Raw genomic sequence first — 16,543 nt, 5'->3', positions numbered from 1 at the left:
GAGGTCAGCGAGGCTCCCGCCGGACGGCACCGGCCGCCCGGTCGGCCACCCGGTCGGCCGCCCGGTCCACCAGCCACGCGGTCGCCGGTACCACCGCCAGCGCGGTGCACCAGCCGCCGAGGACATCGGTCGGATAGTGCGCGCCCAGGGCGATCTGCGCCCAGCCCATGGCGGCGCCGGCGACCAGCGCCGCGGCGAGCACGAGTGAGGCGCCGGCCGTCCCGCCGAGGCCGGGCCGGCCGGCCGCGAGCAGCGCCGCCACGAGGGCGAGCGCGGTGAGAAAGGCGGTGTGCCCGCTCGGGTAGGACAGGCTCCCGTCGTGGATGGTGCGTCCCACCAGGGACTTGAGCAGCGTCGTCGTCCCCACGGTCAGGCCGGCCCCGGCGACGACGAGCACCGCCGCGCGAGGACGCCGGCCCAGCAGGCACCCCGTCACGGCGGCCACGACCAGCGCCGCCGCCCCCAGGGGCTCCCCCAGGAAGTCCACGGCCAGCGCGACGTGACGCCACGGTGCCCCGACGCCCTCCACCACCGCGGCGACCCGGGCGTCCACCCCGCCGGGCCCGCCGTCTCCCGCGTACAGGCCCCCGAGCACGACGACCACCAGCGCCGCGAGAGCCGCGATCGCCCCGAGCCAGACGCGCGCCGACGGCGGCAGCACCGCGCGGACCGGCCGACCGGTCACCCGTATCTCCCCTCCCGACGGAGCCGAGGACGCCTCGCCCCGTACGCAAGGTTCACACAGGCACTCAGCGCCGCGCAGGCTGTTGTGCGGGGTGAGGGGAACCTCTAGGTCATCAGGCGCCGCAGGGCCGTCACGTACGTGCGGATGAGGGCCGGGGACAGGTGCGGCACATCGCGGTCCGGTCCGATGCCGGCCGCCCGGACGGCCTCCCGGAAGCGGGCCGACGGGACGTCCGAACCGGGCACCGCCTCGCCCGGTTCCCGGAAGCCCCGCAACAGGGGAAGGACGGAGTACTGGCGCTGTGCCTCGGGCAGGTTGCGCAGGGCGGCTTCGACGCGGGCGAGCCAGTCGCCGTAGTCCGCGATCCGCTCGATACCGTGGCCGTCCTCGATGAGCCACTCCACGAACGTGTCGAGGGAGATGCCGTCGTCGTGCGGGTTCACCAGACTGAAGGTCCGGTACCCGGAGGTGCTCCGTCCCAGCGTGACGACCGATGCCGCGGTGAAGTCGACGGGCAGGCCGTCGTAGTGGGCCCGCGGTTCCTCGCCGCTGTCGGTCCGGTAGAAGGAGCTCGGGGCCACGCCCGTCACGAGGAGGCTGAACAGCAGTCGGCTGAACATGTCGTGCACGTTCAGCTGCCCGGGGTAGCGGCTGTGCGCGAGGATCATGTTGGAGCGGAACACCGTCACCGGCAGGCCGCACAGGTCGTGCGCCTCCCGCAGCAGCACCTCCCCCGCCCACTTGCTCGTCGTGTACCCGCCGGCGTACCCGTCGTCTATCGGCCGGCCCGGCAGCGCGGCGCGCACGTCGGTGTCCTCGTCAAGGGGCTGTCCCTTCCGGGACAGGGACACGGCCGTGCTGGATATGTACGTCACCGGCTTGAGCCGTTCGGTCAGGGACAGCCGGATGAGCTCCGCGGTTCCGAGGACATTGGCGTCGAACAGGTGGCGGTAAGGCAGCATGTGGTTCACCAGGGCGCCCGCGTGGACGATCAGGTCGACCTCACCGGTCAGCCGTTCCCACGTCGCCTCGTCCAGGCCCAGCCTCGGCTCGGCGATGTCCCCTGCCAGCACTTCCAGGTGCTCCGCAGCCAACTCCTGGAACGTACAAGCCAGTTCGGAGTCCTCGCCGCCGAAGGCATCGGCCAGTCGCCGTCCGGCGGCGTCCGGGTCCTCGCCGCGGACCACGGCGATCAGCCTGCCGCCGGCCGGGGCCAGCCGTTGGAGCCACTCAAGGGTGAGGAAGCGCCCCAGGTATCCGCTCGCGCCGGTCAGCAGAACGCGGCGTGGCTCCCCGGCGGGGCGCGGGAGGCGGCGGGCGCCGTCGAGCGTCGCCGCATCGATGAACCGGCCCAGGACGAGGTCCTCGGCGTGCGTCCCGGTGGCGTCCTCGCCGTGCACCGACGCGAAGGTGGGGCGCGTCGCGGTGGCCGTGCGCTTGGCCTCGACGTAGGCGGCCAGCCGCCGCAGGTCGTGCGCGGGGCTGATGACGACGTCGACCGGTACCCGGACACCGAAGGTGTCGTGCAGCAGGTTCGACAGTGACACCGCGGACAGCGAGTCGCCGCCGAGGTCCCGGAAGTGCGCGGAGGGACTCACCTCGGTCGTCGAGCCCACCAGCAGCGCCCGCGCGGCCCGCTGGACCGTTTCCAGCACCGGCCGGTCGCCGCCGGTGCGGCGCAGGTCGAGCAGTTCCCGGGTCTCGTGGGCCGAGATCTCGGCGTACAGATGCTCCAGCCGCTCGCCGTAACGCTCCACGAGCTGAGGCCACAACAGCTTCCGCTGGTCCGACAGCAGGCCGTTGGCGTGGCTGAACGGCTCGGCCTCGATCAGCAGACCCCTGGGTATCTCGTACGAGTTCAGGCCGGTGTCCTTCGCGATCCGCCGGAGCGATTCGCTCAGCAGTTGTTCGAGACGTTCCGGGTCGTCCCCGTACCGCCGCAGGGCGTCCGGGGTGGGCACGACGACGGCGAGCAGGTACGAGCGCTCGCTGTTGCCGTAGAGGAAGATCTGCCGCACCGACGGGGAGGCGGCGAAGACCGATTCCAGCCTGGCGGTCGCCACGAACTCGCCCTGGGACAGCTTCAGGACGCTCTTGCGGCGGTCCACGACGGCGATCCGGCGCGGTCCGAGCTCCGCGACGATGTCGCCGGTCCTGTAGTAGCCGTCCTCGTCGAAGAGTTCCGCCGTCAGCTCGGGATGCTTGTAGTAGCCGGGGATGCCGTCGGCCTTCACCAGGAGCTCGCCGCGCGGGTGCGGGGCGTCGGTGCGGAAGTAGCCGAGCTCGGGCACGTCGGCCAGCTTGTAGTCGATCACCGGCGGGCTCAGCATCACGCCGTCGGCGGCGATGCCCACGACCTCCGTGGAGCCGTACACGTTGTGCAGGGGAACGCCGAGGAGGTCCTCGGTGAACGCGGTCAGTGTGGCGGACAGCGGGGCGGAGCCGCAGCTGGCCCAGCGGACGCGCCCGCCGAGGACCTCCTCGCGGAGCTGCTCGCGCACCTCGGCGGCGGCCCGCTCCGGGTCGGTGCCCGCGGAGATCCGCCGGTCCAGCTCGCTCCGGTGGAGCTGGTGGAACATCTCGCACACGCGCGGCACCAGGGACAGCTCGGTGGGCCGTACGAGAGCGATGTCCTCGAAGAAGGTCGACAGGTCGCTACTGGCGGTGAAGCAGTTGGTGCCGCCGCGCGCCAGTGTGTTCGTCAGCGAGAAGTGGCCCGCGACATGGCTCATCGGTGTGTAGTTGAGGGTGACCGTATCCGTGCCGGTCGGCTTCACCAGGTACTCCCACATCACCCTGGCCAGCCGCTCGGTGTACATCGCGCCCTTCGGCGTTCCCGTACTCCCCGAGGTGTAGATGAGCATCGTGAGGGGGTCCTCGTCGTCGCCGGGGGTGTACGGCTGCGCCTCGGGCAGGGCCGCGCCGCGGTCGAGGACCTCCGACAGGGCGACGACCTCCACGTCCCGTCCGGCCTGGGCCAGGCTGTCGCGGGCGGCGGCGAATCGGTCCGCCTGGTCCTCGGCGCCCGGGTGGTAGTCGAACACGACCAGCCGCCGGACCGAAGGGGTGCGCAGGGACAGGTCGGTCGCCGTGCCCAGTCGTTCGATGCTCGTGGCGACGAGGAACGGCTCGGTCTCCGCCAGGACGGACGTCAGGTGCCCGGTCGCCGCACTGGTCTGCAACGGGACCATGACAACGCCGAGTTGGGCGCACGCCAGGTTCAGCGTCGCGTAGTCCCGGCTGCTGAAGCCGAGGAGGGCCACCCGGTCGCCCGCGACGAGAGGGCGCCTCGGGTGGTGGTGCCATTCGCTCGCCACGGCCTGGATGCGGCTCCACAGCTGCCGGTAGGTGGTCATTTCGTAGTACGGCAGCAGACGGGCCGCAACGCGCCCGGTCCGGGCGTCCCGCACGAACTCCCTCGCGCGCTCACCGACGGCGGGCCGGTCCTGATAGCGCTCAAAGGCATGTGCCATGACTTGCGCGAGTCGCACGGTGATCTCCGCGTCGCTGAGGGTCTGTCGTTCGGATCAGGCTGGATCGGGGAGCGCCCGCCGCGTCAGCGGCTGATGTCGCCGTTGGTGCCGTGGACCGCACGGGGGCATCACTCCACGCGGGGGTTGGTGTAAAGCGTCCCCTCGGACCAGATGTAGCGGGTCCCGCCCCACTTCGCCGCCGACTCGACGTCGGGAAAGAATCCCCGTCCCTCAAGGTTCGCGCTCGTGTTGCACAGCACGGGTACGCCGCTGATCTCCGCGTAGGCGGTGAGGATACGGGCGGTGTCGGTGTCCTGGGTCGACGCGATGGTCTGGAGCCGGGCGGTGCCGTCCAGGTGAACGACGGCCGGGACGCGTTCGGCCCAACCGGGCCGCATACGGTGCTCGAAGATCATGTACGGGTCGGGCGTGCCGGGGGCGAAGATCTCCGGCGCGCGGTCCTCCAGGCAGATGGGCGCGACGGGCCGGTACGGGGCCCGGTTCTTGATGTCGTTGAGCCGGTCCTTCATCCGGGTGTCGGTCGCGGGCGCCAGGATGCTCCGGTTGCCCAGGGCGCGCGGGCCCAGCTCCGCCCGGCCGGAGAGGACGACCACCGGTTCACCCTCGGTGTGCAGCAGGGCGGCCAGTTGCCGTTCGTCGCAGGGCTGTGCCCGCCACCCGTCGGGCAGGGTGCCCGTGGTGATCCGCGGCCCGCTGTAGACATCCCACTCCAGCGCCGTCCGGCCGCGCCGGAACATCTCGCAGGCCGCTGTTCCGATCGCCGCCCCCGCGTCGTTGGGGAAGGGCGGGACGAAGACTTCCTGGAACACCCCACTGGCCCGAATCGCGGTGTTCCACTTGATGTTGAGCGCGCAGCCGCCGCCGAGCACCAGGTTGTGGCCGCCGTCGGGGAAGCGGCTCCGTACCGCCGAGGTGAGCCGCGCGAGCAGGTGGTGGCCGAGGTAGGCCTGATAGGTGGCGATGAGGTCCGCGTTGGACAGGCCCGGCATCAGTTCGTCCCTGTTCGCGGCGACCTTGTCGCCCAGCACACCCACCTTGTCGACGGGAAGGTCGCGGAACTCGGCCATGAGGTCGTCGAGGACGGCGAAGGCACCGGTCTCGACCCGGCCCTTGGCCGCGTACGCCATGGCCTTCCCGGCGACGGAGAGGTGTTGGCGGATGTACCGGTCCGACGTGACGTCGTCGGTGTTGAGCAGGTACGGCTCGAAGCGCGAGCAGAAGGCCGCGAAGCTGCCTCCGAAGACGGGCAGCAGGGCCTCGACGAAGGCCACCTCACGGGTCGCGGCCCGCACCTGGTAGAGGCGGGGCGTGATGAGGCCGTCCCAGACCACGACGAACGCGTCTTCGCCCCTGGCGGCGAACGGGCTTGAGCAGTACGTGCCGATGAGATGGTTGGCGACGTGGGTGTAGCCGGCGTAGTGGTCGAAACCATGGCCGCTGAAGGTGTGGCGTTGCAGCGGCCCGTCGTCGCCGGGGCTCTCCAGGTACGGTGCGACCCGCAACCGCACCGGCAGGCCGCCGGAGTTCACCGTGACGGCGGGCTCGCCCGTGGCGTCTTTCGTGTACCAGCCGTCGACCACGAACTGGTCGATGTCGGCGGGTGACAGACCCTCTGCGGCGAGGATCTCCGCCACGCGTTCCAGGTCTCCGAGGGGGCTGTAGCGTTCGCCGTTGTTCAGCTTCTCGATCTCGTAGCTGAAGAGAAGGCGACCGTCGTCGATGACGGCGACCCCGCCGTCGTGCGATGCCTTGATCCCGCATATGAGCATGTGGTCAGCCACACCTTTCTTGCCGCACAGCGGCCTGGATTCCGGCAGTCACATCAAAAGGACCGGTGACGCGATATTCATCACCCGCCGCTAGCGGCGGTTCAGCCGTACCGGCAGCGAGTGGAGCCCGCGAATGATCGTGCTGGTACGCCACCGCAGTTCCGCCGGGTCGGCCGCGAGCCCCATGGCGGGGAACGCGTCGAGCAGGGCGCCGAACGCCACCCGCAACTCCACCCTGGCCAGCGGCGCCCCGAGGCAGTGGTGGATGCCGTGTCCGAAGGCCAGATGGCCGCCGTCGGTCGGCCTGCGGACGTCCAGCGCATGCGGATCGTGGAAGCGCTGTGGATCACGATTGGCGGAGGCGATCGCCAGCAGCACGAAGTCACCGGCCCGGATCTCGACGCCACCCAAGGTCAGGTCCTCCGTCGCACACCGGAAGGAGGCGTGCTTCAGCGGGCTCTCCAGCCTCAGGAATTCCTCGACCGCGCCGGGGAGGAGGGCACGGTCCTCGCGCAGTGCCTCCCATTGGTCCGGGTTCCGCATCAGGTGGAGCGTGCCGTTGCCCAGGGCGTTGAGGGTGGTCTCGAAACCGGCGACGAACAGCAGGTAGGCCATCGAGACCAGTTCGATCTCGGTCAGCTGGTGGTCGACGTCGTGTGCCGAGACCACGGCGGCGAGCACATCGTCGGTGGGCACGCGGCGTTTGCGCTCGATGAGTTCGCCGAGGTACGCGACCACCTCGGTCGTGGCGGTGGCGGCCGCTTCGGGGGAGTCGCCGGAGACGAGCGCCTTGGACCAGGACTTGAAGTTCTCCTGCTCCTCGACCGGCACACCCAGCAGCAGACAGATCACCCGGATCGGCAGCGGAAACGCGAAGGCGTCCAGAAAGTCGACCGTGTCGTCGTCCGGGAGGGCATCGATCAGCCCGCCGGTGATCCGCTCGATCTCCGGCCGGAGCGCTTCGACGGCGCGGCTGGTGAAGGCCTTGCTCACGAGCTTGCGCATCCGGGTGTGGTCCGGCGGGTCGGAGTTCAGCATGTGGCTGGCGATGACCGGCGAGAAGCCGGCACGCCGGTTGCTGTCCGGCTCGTTCTGCCCGAACAGCCGGTCCATCCTGGTCAGATCGGTGCTCAACCGGGGATCCGCCAGTGCGGAGCGCACCGCCTCGTATCCGGTGATGAGCCAGACCGGCAGTCCGCCGCACACGGGGACTCCGGGGGGCATCCGCACCCGGTGCGCCGAGCCTTCGGCGCTGAGCTTCGCGTACACCGAGTAAGGGTCCTGTACGAAGGCGTCGTCGAGTTCCAGAAGGGTGGAATCCTGATCCATGGGCGCATCCTCGAAGATGTTGTTGGTTTCACTCGACGAGGTCGTGGCTGATGCCCAGGTCGTCGAGGAGCAGGTGCAGCGGTCCGGTGTCCCGCGCGGGCGCGGGACGGGACGCGGCCCACGCGCTCAGCTGACCGGTGTCGATCTCGAAGCCGCCCTGGGCCGCCACCTGCACCCAGGGTTCCAGGTCGGGGGAGCGGAACGCGGTGAGCCCGGTGGCGAGCGCCTCGCGGAACGTCCGCCGCTGTGCGCCGTCCAGGCTCCGGTAGAGCGAGCCGCACAACTCGCGGAACACCACCGCGTGTCCGCTCTCGTCCCGCCGGTGCAGATCGGTGGTGATCCGGTTCATCGGCTGGATCTCCCGGGCGGTGGCGAGTGCGGAGAGGAACCCGCTGATCGTCGTCTCGGCGGCCAGGGAGAACGCGATGTCGACGATGTCGCGGTCGAACCCGGACAGCCCGGCGCGGACCGCGTCCCGTCCCTGGACGACCGACCAGACGCCCGGCGCGAACCGTACGTCCGCCAGGCCGCGCCGCCTGCGGGTGACGCCGACGGCGTTGTGGCACATCAGGATGTGGTAATGCTCGTCGATGATCGTCTGGTGCAGCGCGTCGACGGCGACGTCGTCGCGGCGGACGGGGATCCGCTCGTGCAGCATCAACCGGCAGGCCGGCAGGATGATCTCGTCCTCGATGGCCGCGGTCTTGGCGTTGTAGGCGATCCACGCCGCGGACAGGATGCGCTCGCGCGCCTCCCGGTCGAGCCGGTCGGCACCGGGCAGGCCCAGCACCGGGACGAGGTGTCCGGGGAAGTCCGGCAGCGCCGCGTCGAAGTGACCGTCGAGGTCGAGCTCGTCCTTCTTGACGGCCACTCGCTTCCCCCAGCGGAGCGTCAACTGCGCCAGCAGGTCGCGCTCGTACTCGGGCACTTCACGCGCCGCGGTCATCGGGAGACCTCCTTCGTGGGTTCGCCACGGGAATCTGGCGGGCGCCGACCGGATGCGGAGAACCGGCCACAGGCCGAACCGCTGTGCTCATCGCGATGCTCATCGCTGTGTTCATCGTGGGGAGCCGCCCACGTCCGACACCGCCGGGGCGCGCCAGGCGCGGAGCGACGCCGCCGCCTTGAGCAGCATCTCCTCGTACTCCTCCTGCGGGTCGGAGTCGAGCACGATCGCCCCGCCGGCTCCGATGGTCAACCGGTCACCGACACGGACCGCGGTGCGGATCACGATGTTCAGGTCCGTACCACCGGAGAGGCCGAAGTAGCCGAGGGCGCCGGAGTAGACACCCCGGGCCTCCGCCTCCAAGCGGTCGATGATCTCCATGGTGCGCAGCTTCGGCGCCCCCGTCATCGACCCGCCCGGGAAGCACCGCCGGGCGCAGTCCAGCGCGCTGACCCCGTCCTTGAGCCGGCCCCGAACGGTGGAGACCAGTTGGTGCACGGTCTCGTAGCTCTCGACGGCCAGGTACGGGTCGACCTCGATGCTGCCCACCTCGCACACCCGGCCCAGGTCGTTGCGCAACAGGTCGACGATCATCAGGTTCTCGGCCTGGGTCTTGGCACTGGAGGCGAGGGTGGCGGCCAGTTCGGCGTCGCGCACCGGGTCGTCGTCGCGAGGGGCCGTGCCCTTGATCGGCTTGCTGGTGACCGTGCGGTCCCTCTCGATGCGCAGGAACCGCTCCGGCGAGGAGCTGAAGACCGTGACGTCGCCGAGGCGCAGAAGGGCGGCGTACGGCGCCGGGTTGGCCCGGCGCAGCCTCAGGTAGAAGGAGGTGTCGTCGTCGTGGAACGGCATGTGCAGCGTGTTGGTCAGGCAGATCTCGTAGCTCTCGCCCCGGTTCAGCTGCCGTCGGCACTCCGTGATGTCCGCCAGGTACTGGCTCCGGCCGCGGCCGAGGTACTCCCCGGCATGCGGGGGCGGGCCGGCGGCCGGTTCGCGTGGCGGCCCGGCGTCGGCCGGGTTCAGACCCCTCAGGAGCGCGGACGTCCGGTCCACCCAGTCCTGCGCGTCGCGCCGGGTCCTCTCGTCGTGGACGGCCACCAGGTAGGTCACTCCCTCCTGGTGGTCGACCGCGATGACACGGTCGGCGAACATCCAGACGGCGTCCGGCGTTTCGGCGGTGTGGCGGGCCGTGGACCCGCATTCGGCCTTGAGTTCGTAGCCGAAGTAGCCGACGTAGCCGCCGGTCAGGTCGAAGGGCAGGTCCGTGTCGGGGACGCGCCGGTCGCGCAGCCGCCGGTCGAGGACGTCGAACACGCTGCCGGTGACGCGGTGGACGCCGTTCGCGTCGCGCACTTCCACGGTCCCGCTGCCGGTGCGGTAGGTCAGGACCTCGCTGAGCGGACCTGATGTGTCGCCGAGGAACGAGAACCGGGACAGGCCTTCCTCCACCCGGCTGCTGTCCAGCCAGAAGCAGTACGGGATGTTGTCGAAGAGCTTGAGGAAAACGGCCTCGGAATCGGCGGCCGTCGACACGACCGTGCTGATGATTCCCAGTCCCCCGACCGCGCCGGACGCGTCGTCGGACCGTACGGTCACGGGGTCGGTGCCGGTGACGGCGTCGGCGACGGTGGCGGACGGCCGTTGTCCGTGCCGTGTCCGGCGGGTCAGTTCGGCGAAGTTCCGTAGGATCTCCCGCCCGTACTGGGACGCGATCGACTCGGGGTGGAACTGCACGCCCCACTGCGGCAGATCGCGGTGGCGCAGCGCCATGATGACACCGTCGTCCGCCCACGCGGTGGCGACGAGTTCCTCGGGCAGGGGTTCCCGCACGCACAGCGAGTGGTAGCGAACCGCGACGAATTCACGCGGAATTCCGGCGAACAGCGGATCTCCCTCGTGGGAGACCTTGGCGAGGTGCCCGTGTCTCGGTTCTGGCGCGGCGACCACCGGCGCTCCGGCCAGGTGCGCGATCATCTGATGGCCGAAGCAGACGCCCAGCACGGGCAGTGTGGTGCGGCGCAGCAGGTCGCCGAGGAGGCCGACGTCGCGGGGGTTCTGCGGCCGTCCCGGGCCGGGGGAGATCACGATGTTGTCGAAGTCCTCCAGCCGCAGGCCGGAGAGCTTGGGATCGTCGTTGACCATGACGACCGGCTCCTGGCCGTTGATGTCGGCGATCAACTGGTACAGGTTGAAGGTGTACGAGTCGTAGTTGTCCAGCAGCAGGGTACGCATCATGGACCGTCCAAGATTTTCCAGAGCGCCTGGACGTCACTCGGTTCCAAGGTGATCCCGAAGATCTCCTGGGGAGCGGAAAGCATCTCGTCGACGTCGAGTTCCCGGACGGTCGCCGGCTCTCCGGGACGTATTTCCGTGAGAGTGCTGCCGGCGAGGACGTGCCTCACGTCGGGCTGTGTGCGCTGGAGGACCATTTGGTGGTTGAACGGCGAGCGCGGATGGGTGAGGCAGAAGTGGTTGAGGAGCTCGAAGTCCGACGGATAGCGCACGTCCGTGGTGAAGCCGTAGAGCTCCGCCGGTCCCTCCGGCCGCAGGAACCGCAGCACGTGTTCACCGGTCGGCTCCCGTACGAGGTCGAACGGCCAGTCGCCGTCCAGCCGCGCGTTCTCCGCGAGCCGGATCGGCTCGTGCGGTCCGTAGCCACCGAAACTCACGTCGTGGAGCCAGCGTTCGCCGTCGAGTTCCACGCACAGGGCCACGTGCAGGGCCGGTCCGGACTTCTTCCCGGTGCGGATCCGCGTCCGGCCGGCGAACGCCGTGAACGTGAACCCGATGCGGTCCAGCACGGCCGCCATCAGCACGACCTGTTCCAGACACCAGCCGCCGCGGCCCCGCCGCACGATCTTCTCCTGGACGCTGTCCAGGTCCAGCGGCACCACCGTGCGCCCGAGCACCGCGTCGAGGTTGTCGAAGGCGATCGCGTCGACGTGGGCGGTGTGCAGGCCCCGCAGTGTGGCGAGGTCGGCCGCCACGTCGCCCCGGTAGCCCACGCGGGTCAGGTAGGCGTCCAGGTCGACGCCGCTCCCCTGCCACATCGAATCTGTCACCCGTAGCTCATCCTTCATGTGAACTGCCCGGCGACCACGGCCGCGAGGATGATCCAGCCGAAGTAGGTGTTGGCGACAAAGGCGTCCCAGCACGCTTTCGGATCATCCAGGTCCACCCGTACGAGCAGAGAGGAGAGAAAGAGACCCGCGCCCACGACGATCAGGTGGAACGCCCACCCCATCGACATCTGGGAACCGGCCCACAGCACGCCGCCGACGCTGACCACGATGAAGATCGCCAGCCATGCCTTGGTGGCCTTGCCGAAGAGCAGGGCGGACGACTTGACACCGATGTTCCGGTCGTACTCCTTGTCCTGATGGGAGTAGATCGCGTCGTGGATCAGGGTCCAGAAGGCCCCGCCGGCGTACAGGCCGTACACCGCGGGCGGATAGTCGACGCTCCCGGTCACCGCCGTCCAGCCGATGAGCACGTAGACGCTCATCACCAGGGCCAGGAAGGCCGAGGGCCAGAAGAAGATGCGCTTCATGTAGGGGTACGCGACGATCAACGGGTACGAGGCAGCGGCGACCAGGGCTGTCTCCACGTTCGCCACCGCCAGGACCAGCAGGGCGACCACGCCCTGTGCGGCGGCGAACAGGAGTGCGTTCCCGACGCTGATCGTCCCCGACGCGACGGGACGCGACACGGTGCGGGCGACCCGGGCGTCGACCTCCTTGTCGACCACGTCGTTGACCGCGCAGGCCGCGCCGCGTACCAGCACCGCGGCGACGGCGACCACCACCACCGTCAGCGGGTCCGCTCGTTGCCCGGGGGCGAGGGCGAGGGCCCACAGCCCCGGAAGCAGGTAGAGCACGTACCCCGTAGGCCTGTCCAGTCGCATCAGCAGGAGATACGCGCGGACCGAATCCGGGCTCTTCGTGACGACGCCCGTGGATATCTTGTACAGCATCAGGATCCAATCACCAGGTCACCGGAAGTTGGATCAACCCGCCGATCAGCGTGTTGTCGCGCAGCCTCAGTTCCTCCGCACCGACCGCCAGACGCAGGGTCGGGAAGCGCGCGACGAGCTGGGTGAGCACCACCTGCAGCTGCATCCGGGCCAGCATCGCGCCGACGCAGTAGTGCGCACCGTGCCCGAACATGAGGCTGCCCGTGGTGTCGCGCGTGACGTCGACCCGGCCGGGGTCGGCGAAGGCCGTCTCGTCGTGGTTGGCCGCGATGATGTTCAGCAGGACGAAGTCGCCGGTCCGGATGGTGACCCCGTCGATCTCGAAGTCCGTCAGCGCGTAACGGGGCATGCCGCCGTTGTGCGGGTTCGGCATCGACATCCGCAGGGTTTCCTCGACCGCGCCGGGGATGAGACCCGGGTCGTGCAGCAGCGCCTGCCACTGCTCGGGGTTGGCCAGCAACAGCGACACACAGGTGCCGATCCGGGCCACCGTGGTCTCGTACCCCCCGAACAGCAACAACGCCGTCAGCCCGATGACCTCGTTGTCGTTGATCCCCTCGGTCGCGCAGATCCGGGAGATCGCGTCATCGCCCGGATTCTTCCGTTTGTCGGCGACGAGTTGCCGGCAGTAGCCGAACAACTCGCCCATCCCCTGCTGGGACCTGACCGGGTCCCCGACGTTGGCGGCGTCCTGGGTCCAGCCGCCGAACCGGTCCTTGTCCTCCTTGGGCACGCCCAGCCACTCGCACATCACCTGAATCGGCAGCGACAGCGCCAACGCCTGGCGCAGGTCCACCGGTGGCTCCTGCCCGGCCAGTCCGTCCAGGAGCTGTCCGGTCAGTTTCTCGACGTAGGGCCGCAGCGCCAGCATCCGCTCGGGTGAGAAGTGCGGCTCCAGCAGCGCACGCAACCGGGCGTGGTCGGTGGCGAAGCCGCCCAGCAGGCCGGCCAGCAGCGCCGACCCGCTGTCCTTCGCCGCGGCCTCGGGATCGGGATGGGAGCGGCCGAGCCGGTCGTCGTCGAGCAGCTGCCTCACCCAGGCATGGCCGGTGACCAGCCACGCCTCGTCGCCCTCGGCGGTACGCACCCGATGGACCGCGCCCTGGGATTGGAGCGTGCGCAGCCCTGGCGCGAGTTGCAGCACATTCGTCTGCTCGAAAGGCAATTGAGCTGGGGTACTCACTGACGGCCTCCGCCGGAATCGAGATTCAGACCATCTTGTCGAGGACGAGCGCGACGTACTGGGTGCCGGCCGTGATCATGTACTCCGGTCCGGATACCGTCCCTGCCGGGAGTACGGGTCATGCCGTGCGGTTGACGATGCGGTCGAACAACGCGGTCAGTTCGGTGGACGCGGCCGGGGACAGCTCGGCTCGTCCGAGGTACTCCAGAGCCGAGTCCAGATGACTGCGGGACAGCTGCTCGGCCATGTGCCGGCCGCCGGTTTCCTCGACGAGGTCGGCCATCTCCTGGAGGTACGTGGCCGTGGTGCCGTCGGCGTGCCACAGCCGGCGCAGTCGTTCGCCTGCCGGGCTGTCGGTGGACATGGCCGCCAGCACCGGACAACTCGGGTTGCGCCGCAGGATGTCGCTCCGGACGGGCTTGCCGGTCACGGCGGGATCGCCCCAGATGTCCTCGACGTCGTTGAAGATCTGAAAGGCGAGGCCCAGATGCCTGCCGGCGCCGCGCAGGGCGGCCAGGACGTGCTCCGGTTTACCCGCCCGCAGTGCGGGCGTCACCAGTGCGCACTCCAGCAGCGCGGACGTTTTCTCCTCCACGATCCGCTCGTACTCCGCGATGCCGGCTCCCGCAGCCGACCGGACGGTGAACTCGCGGGCCTGGCCCGCGAGAACCAGACCGAGGGCTCCGGCGAACAGGCTGGAGATCTCCACACGGCCGGGACCCGGGTCGTCGACGACCATCCTCAGCCCAAGGGCCTGCAACGCGTCCCCGGCCAGGATGGCCCGACCGGCGCCGAACACCTTCCACGCGGCCGGGCGACCGCGACGCAGCTCGTCCGCGTCGATGATGTCGTCGTGGATCAGGGTCGAGTTGTGCAGCAACTCCAGTGCCGCCGCCTGGCACCGCACGTCCTCCGGCCGCAGGCCGACTCCATCGGCCGCCGCTGTCATGAGGGCGGCACGGGTCAGCTTGCCGCCCGCCGCGCCGCTGGGGTCACCGTGTTCGTCGATGAAGCCGAGGTGGTAGGAGCAGATCCGGGCCAGGGTCGGCTCCAGTGCGGAAACCTGCTGCCGTACAACGGGCCATACCGTGGACTGCACCGTCCTCGGCGACAGGAAGGATGGGAGCCCGGTCGACGAGGTGTCGAGTGCGCTCATCGGGATTCTCCTCCGGTCGCATGCCTTCCCCATTCCTGGTCAGAACCTACGCGCATGGGGTTCGCGAATTGCACCACCGAAAATCACTGTGCCGGAAATGCTGGGTAAATACACCACGCGAAATCACCGCAGGTCAATACGCAGGAAGCTCCCGCGTCCACGCACAATCCGAACCTGGAGTGATGCGCCGGAATTTGTGTGACCGTTCCGACCGCCATCCTGAACGACCCCTCGGGCCGTGTCAACGACACAGGGCAAGCGTGCTCGACTTTAGGAAAAACCCCAAAGAAGACTGCGTAAGACCTGGATTAGACTACCCTGCAGATTGGTAGCCGCTGGGCGGCTCCAAGGCCGTATTCGAGTCCGGTCATTAAGCCGGCGCCCGACGGCAGAGCAAGACTTCCCGCGAAGGACTCGGTCTCCACCGACCGGCGCGGATGCCCTGTTCGGCAACGCAAGCCAGGCATTCCGACGCGGACGTCATGGCACGGAACGGAATGGGACGGAACGGAGTAGAACTGCCGCACTTCGACCGGGCCGGCCGTACCGAGATCGCTGAACAGCTCCCAGGCCGAACGGGCCTGTCCCGGCCCCGGCGGACCGAGCGGCATCACACAACGTCACTGATCATCACCGGGAATGTTTCACTGAAAGCTTGAGAGGCAGAACGGCTATGTCAGTTGATTCTGGGCAATCACATGAAGCCGGATCGTTCGACCCGTACGGCGTACATCGCGACGACCCGTATTCATTTCTGGCCGACATCGGAGAGACGGAGCCGGTTTTCTACGCCCCTTTGCTCGACGCGTGGTGCGTCACCCGGCGGGAAGACATGGTTGCCGTACTGCGGGACGACCAGAACTTCACGGCGCGCGACCACAACCCCCGCTCCACGGTCGAGGTGCCCGAGGACGTACGCCGGATGCTCCGCACATGGCGCGGTGCCGGTGCGCTGGCCGTCGGGTCACTCGACCCTCCCGAGCACACGAAGATCAGGGAAGTGCTCAACGTCGGGTTCACGCCGGCCAGGGTCAGAGCGTTCGAACCCACGGTCCGTGCGATCGCCGCCGACTTCGCCGAGCGGGCCGCGGCCGCGACGGAGTTCGACTTCATCACGGCGTTCGCCGTTCCGTACTCCCTTGAGGTGATCTGCCGGCGCCTCGGGATCCCGGACGAGTATCTCGACCGCTGCCGCTTGTGGTCCGAGCAGCGCATCGAACTCATGATGCTCCAGCGCTCCGCCGATCCCGACCAGCTGCGTGAATACGCCCGCGGGCTGATGGAGTTCGGAGAGTTCGCCCGATCACTCGTGCGGGAGCGGCTCGCCTCACCGCAGGACGACCTGATCAGTGAACTGCTCCACGACGGCAAGGCAGGCCACACGCTCTCCCCCGACGACGCCGCTGTCCAGATCCCCACACTGATCTTCGCGGGACACATGACCTGTGCCGAGGCGCTCGGCACGATCCTCTTCCAGCAGCTTCAATCACCCGGCGGCTGGGCCGAGGTGGTCGACGGGACGATCGCCCCACGGGACCTTGTCGAGGAGGGGTTGCGCTTCGACAGTCCGCTGGCGGGCATGTACCGGACCGCGGTCCACGACGTGGCGATCGGCGACGTCCACCTGGCCGCGGGGAGCCGGCTCCTTCTGCTGTACGGAGCGGCCGGCCGGGACAGCCGCGCCCACGCGTGTCCGGCCGGGTTCAGTCCGGGCAGTGGGTCCGCCACGCATCTCGCGTTCGGGCACGGCATCCATTTCTGCCTCGGAGCCGGATTCGCCCGCATGGAACTGGAGATCGCGATACAGGCCCTCGCCGCCAGGATGCCGGATCTGACGCCGGCACCAGGACGGCCGCCACACCACCGGCCGGTGTTTCCGCTCCGGGCGTTGACCGAGTTGCGGGTGCGGCAGCGGGGAGGGGCGTCCGGGCCGTCGTCGGGAGATCTGGACGACACGTTGGCTCCCGCGGAACTCACGTGACCCACCGACCAGCCGGAACGGCCCGCC

At 69.4% G+C, this 16,543-nt stretch carries 11 protein-coding genes; 1 reads left to right on the top strand and 10 read right to left on the bottom strand.

Annotated features, from left to right (window positions below; translation table 11 throughout):
* Window positions 1-4: 4 nt before the first annotated feature.
* From ACFTZC_RS20530 to ACFTZC_RS20485, 10 genes are all read right to left on the bottom strand, one after another.
* On the bottom strand, window positions 5-685 hold the full coding sequence (locus ACFTZC_RS20530) for a phosphatase PAP2 family protein (protein ID WP_382891666.1): 681 nt from the start codon (window positions 683-685) through the stop codon (window positions 5-7).
* A 104-nt stretch (window positions 686-789) separates the two neighbouring features.
* Window positions 790-4,176 carry a carboxylic acid reductase gene (gene car / locus ACFTZC_RS20525; RefSeq protein ID WP_382891664.1) on the bottom strand — a complete coding sequence of 1,129 codons (3,387 nt, stop codon included), beginning with the start codon at window positions 4,174-4,176 and terminating at the stop codon, window positions 790-792.
* Between the two features lie 110 nt (window positions 4,177-4,286).
* Window positions 4,287-5,948: a carbamoyltransferase N-terminal domain-containing protein gene (locus ACFTZC_RS20520; protein ID WP_382891662.1), complete on the bottom strand. Its 1,662-nt coding sequence runs from the start codon at window positions 5,946-5,948 to the stop codon at window positions 4,287-4,289.
* 90 nt (window positions 5,949-6,038) lie between these two features.
* Window positions 6,039-7,277: a cytochrome P450 gene (locus tag ACFTZC_RS20515; RefSeq protein WP_382891660.1), complete on the bottom strand. Its 1,239-nt coding sequence runs from the start codon at window positions 7,275-7,277 to the stop codon at window positions 6,039-6,041.
* A gap of 28 nt (window positions 7,278-7,305) precedes the next feature.
* Window positions 7,306-8,223: a diiron oxygenase gene (locus tag ACFTZC_RS20510; RefSeq protein ID WP_382891659.1), complete on the bottom strand. Its 918-nt coding sequence runs from the start codon at window positions 8,221-8,223 to the stop codon at window positions 7,306-7,308.
* Window positions 8,224-8,334: 111 nt separating this feature from the next.
* A complete protein-coding gene (pabB, locus tag ACFTZC_RS20505) occupies window positions 8,335-10,455 on the bottom strand; it encodes an aminodeoxychorismate synthase component I (protein WP_382891859.1) in 2,121 nt (706 codons plus the stop codon).
* On the bottom strand, window positions 10,455-11,285 hold the full coding sequence (locus ACFTZC_RS20500; RefSeq protein WP_382891657.1) for an arylamine N-acetyltransferase: 831 nt from the start codon (window positions 11,283-11,285) through the stop codon (window positions 10,455-10,457). Before ACFTZC_RS20500 ends, pabB begins: the two co-directional genes overlap by 1 nt.
* Before the next feature lie 14 nt (window positions 11,286-11,299).
* The gene (locus ACFTZC_RS20495; protein ID WP_382891656.1) at window positions 11,300-12,196 is read right to left on the bottom strand and encodes a 4-hydroxybenzoate octaprenyltransferase; all 897 of its coding nucleotides are present in this window, start codon (window positions 12,194-12,196) and stop codon (window positions 11,300-11,302) included.
* 10 nt (window positions 12,197-12,206) lie between these two features.
* Complete coding sequence (locus tag ACFTZC_RS20490) at window positions 12,207-13,361, bottom strand: cytochrome P450 (protein WP_382891654.1); 1,155 nt, start codon at window positions 13,359-13,361, stop codon at window positions 12,207-12,209.
* A 136-nt stretch (window positions 13,362-13,497) separates the two neighbouring features.
* Window positions 13,498-14,535, bottom strand: a complete 1,038-nt coding sequence (locus ACFTZC_RS20485) for a polyprenyl synthetase family protein (protein WP_382891651.1) — start codon at window positions 14,533-14,535, stop codon at window positions 13,498-13,500.
* Between the two features lie 832 nt (window positions 14,536-15,367).
* Here ACFTZC_RS20485 and ACFTZC_RS20480 point away from each other — a divergent pair.
* The gene (locus tag ACFTZC_RS20480) at window positions 15,368-16,516 is read left to right on the top strand and encodes a cytochrome P450 (RefSeq protein WP_382891649.1); all 1,149 of its coding nucleotides are present in this window, start codon (window positions 15,368-15,370) and stop codon (window positions 16,514-16,516) included.
* Window positions 16,517-16,543 lie beyond the last annotated feature (27 nt).

The organism is Streptomyces sp. NPDC056987 (genome assembly GCF_042673865.1).
Lineage (GTDB): Bacteria > Actinomycetota > Actinomycetes > Streptomycetales > Streptomycetaceae > Streptomyces.
This window is presented reverse-complemented; position numbering and strand designations above follow the sequence as displayed.

What these genes read in the sequence shown, in the direction of transcription:
- ACFTZC_RS20520 (WP_382891662.1), bottom strand. Translation starts at nt 5,948, where the DNA reads ATGCTCATATGCGGGATCAAGGCATCGCACGACGGCGGGGTCGCCGTC.
- ACFTZC_RS20515 (WP_382891660.1), bottom strand. Translation starts at nt 7,277, where the DNA reads ATGGATCAGGATTCCACCCTTCTGGAACTCGACGACGCCTTCGTACAG.
- ACFTZC_RS20510 (WP_382891659.1), bottom strand. Translation starts at nt 8,223, where the DNA reads ATGACCGCGGCGCGTGAAGTGCCCGAGTACGAGCGCGACCTGCTGGCG.
- pabB (WP_382891859.1), bottom strand. Translation starts at nt 10,455, where the DNA reads ATGCGTACCCTGCTGCTGGACAACTACGACTCGTACACCTTCAACCTG.
- ACFTZC_RS20495 (WP_382891656.1), bottom strand. Translation starts at nt 12,196, where the DNA reads ATGCTGTACAAGATATCCACGGGCGTCGTCACGAAGAGCCCGGATTCG.
- ACFTZC_RS20485 (WP_382891651.1), bottom strand. Translation starts at nt 14,535, where the DNA reads ATGAGCGCACTCGACACCTCGTCGACCGGGCTCCCATCCTTCCTGTCG.
- ACFTZC_RS20480 (WP_382891649.1), top strand. Translation starts at nt 15,368, where the DNA reads ATGGTTGCCGTACTGCGGGACGACCAGAACTTCACGGCGCGCGACCAC.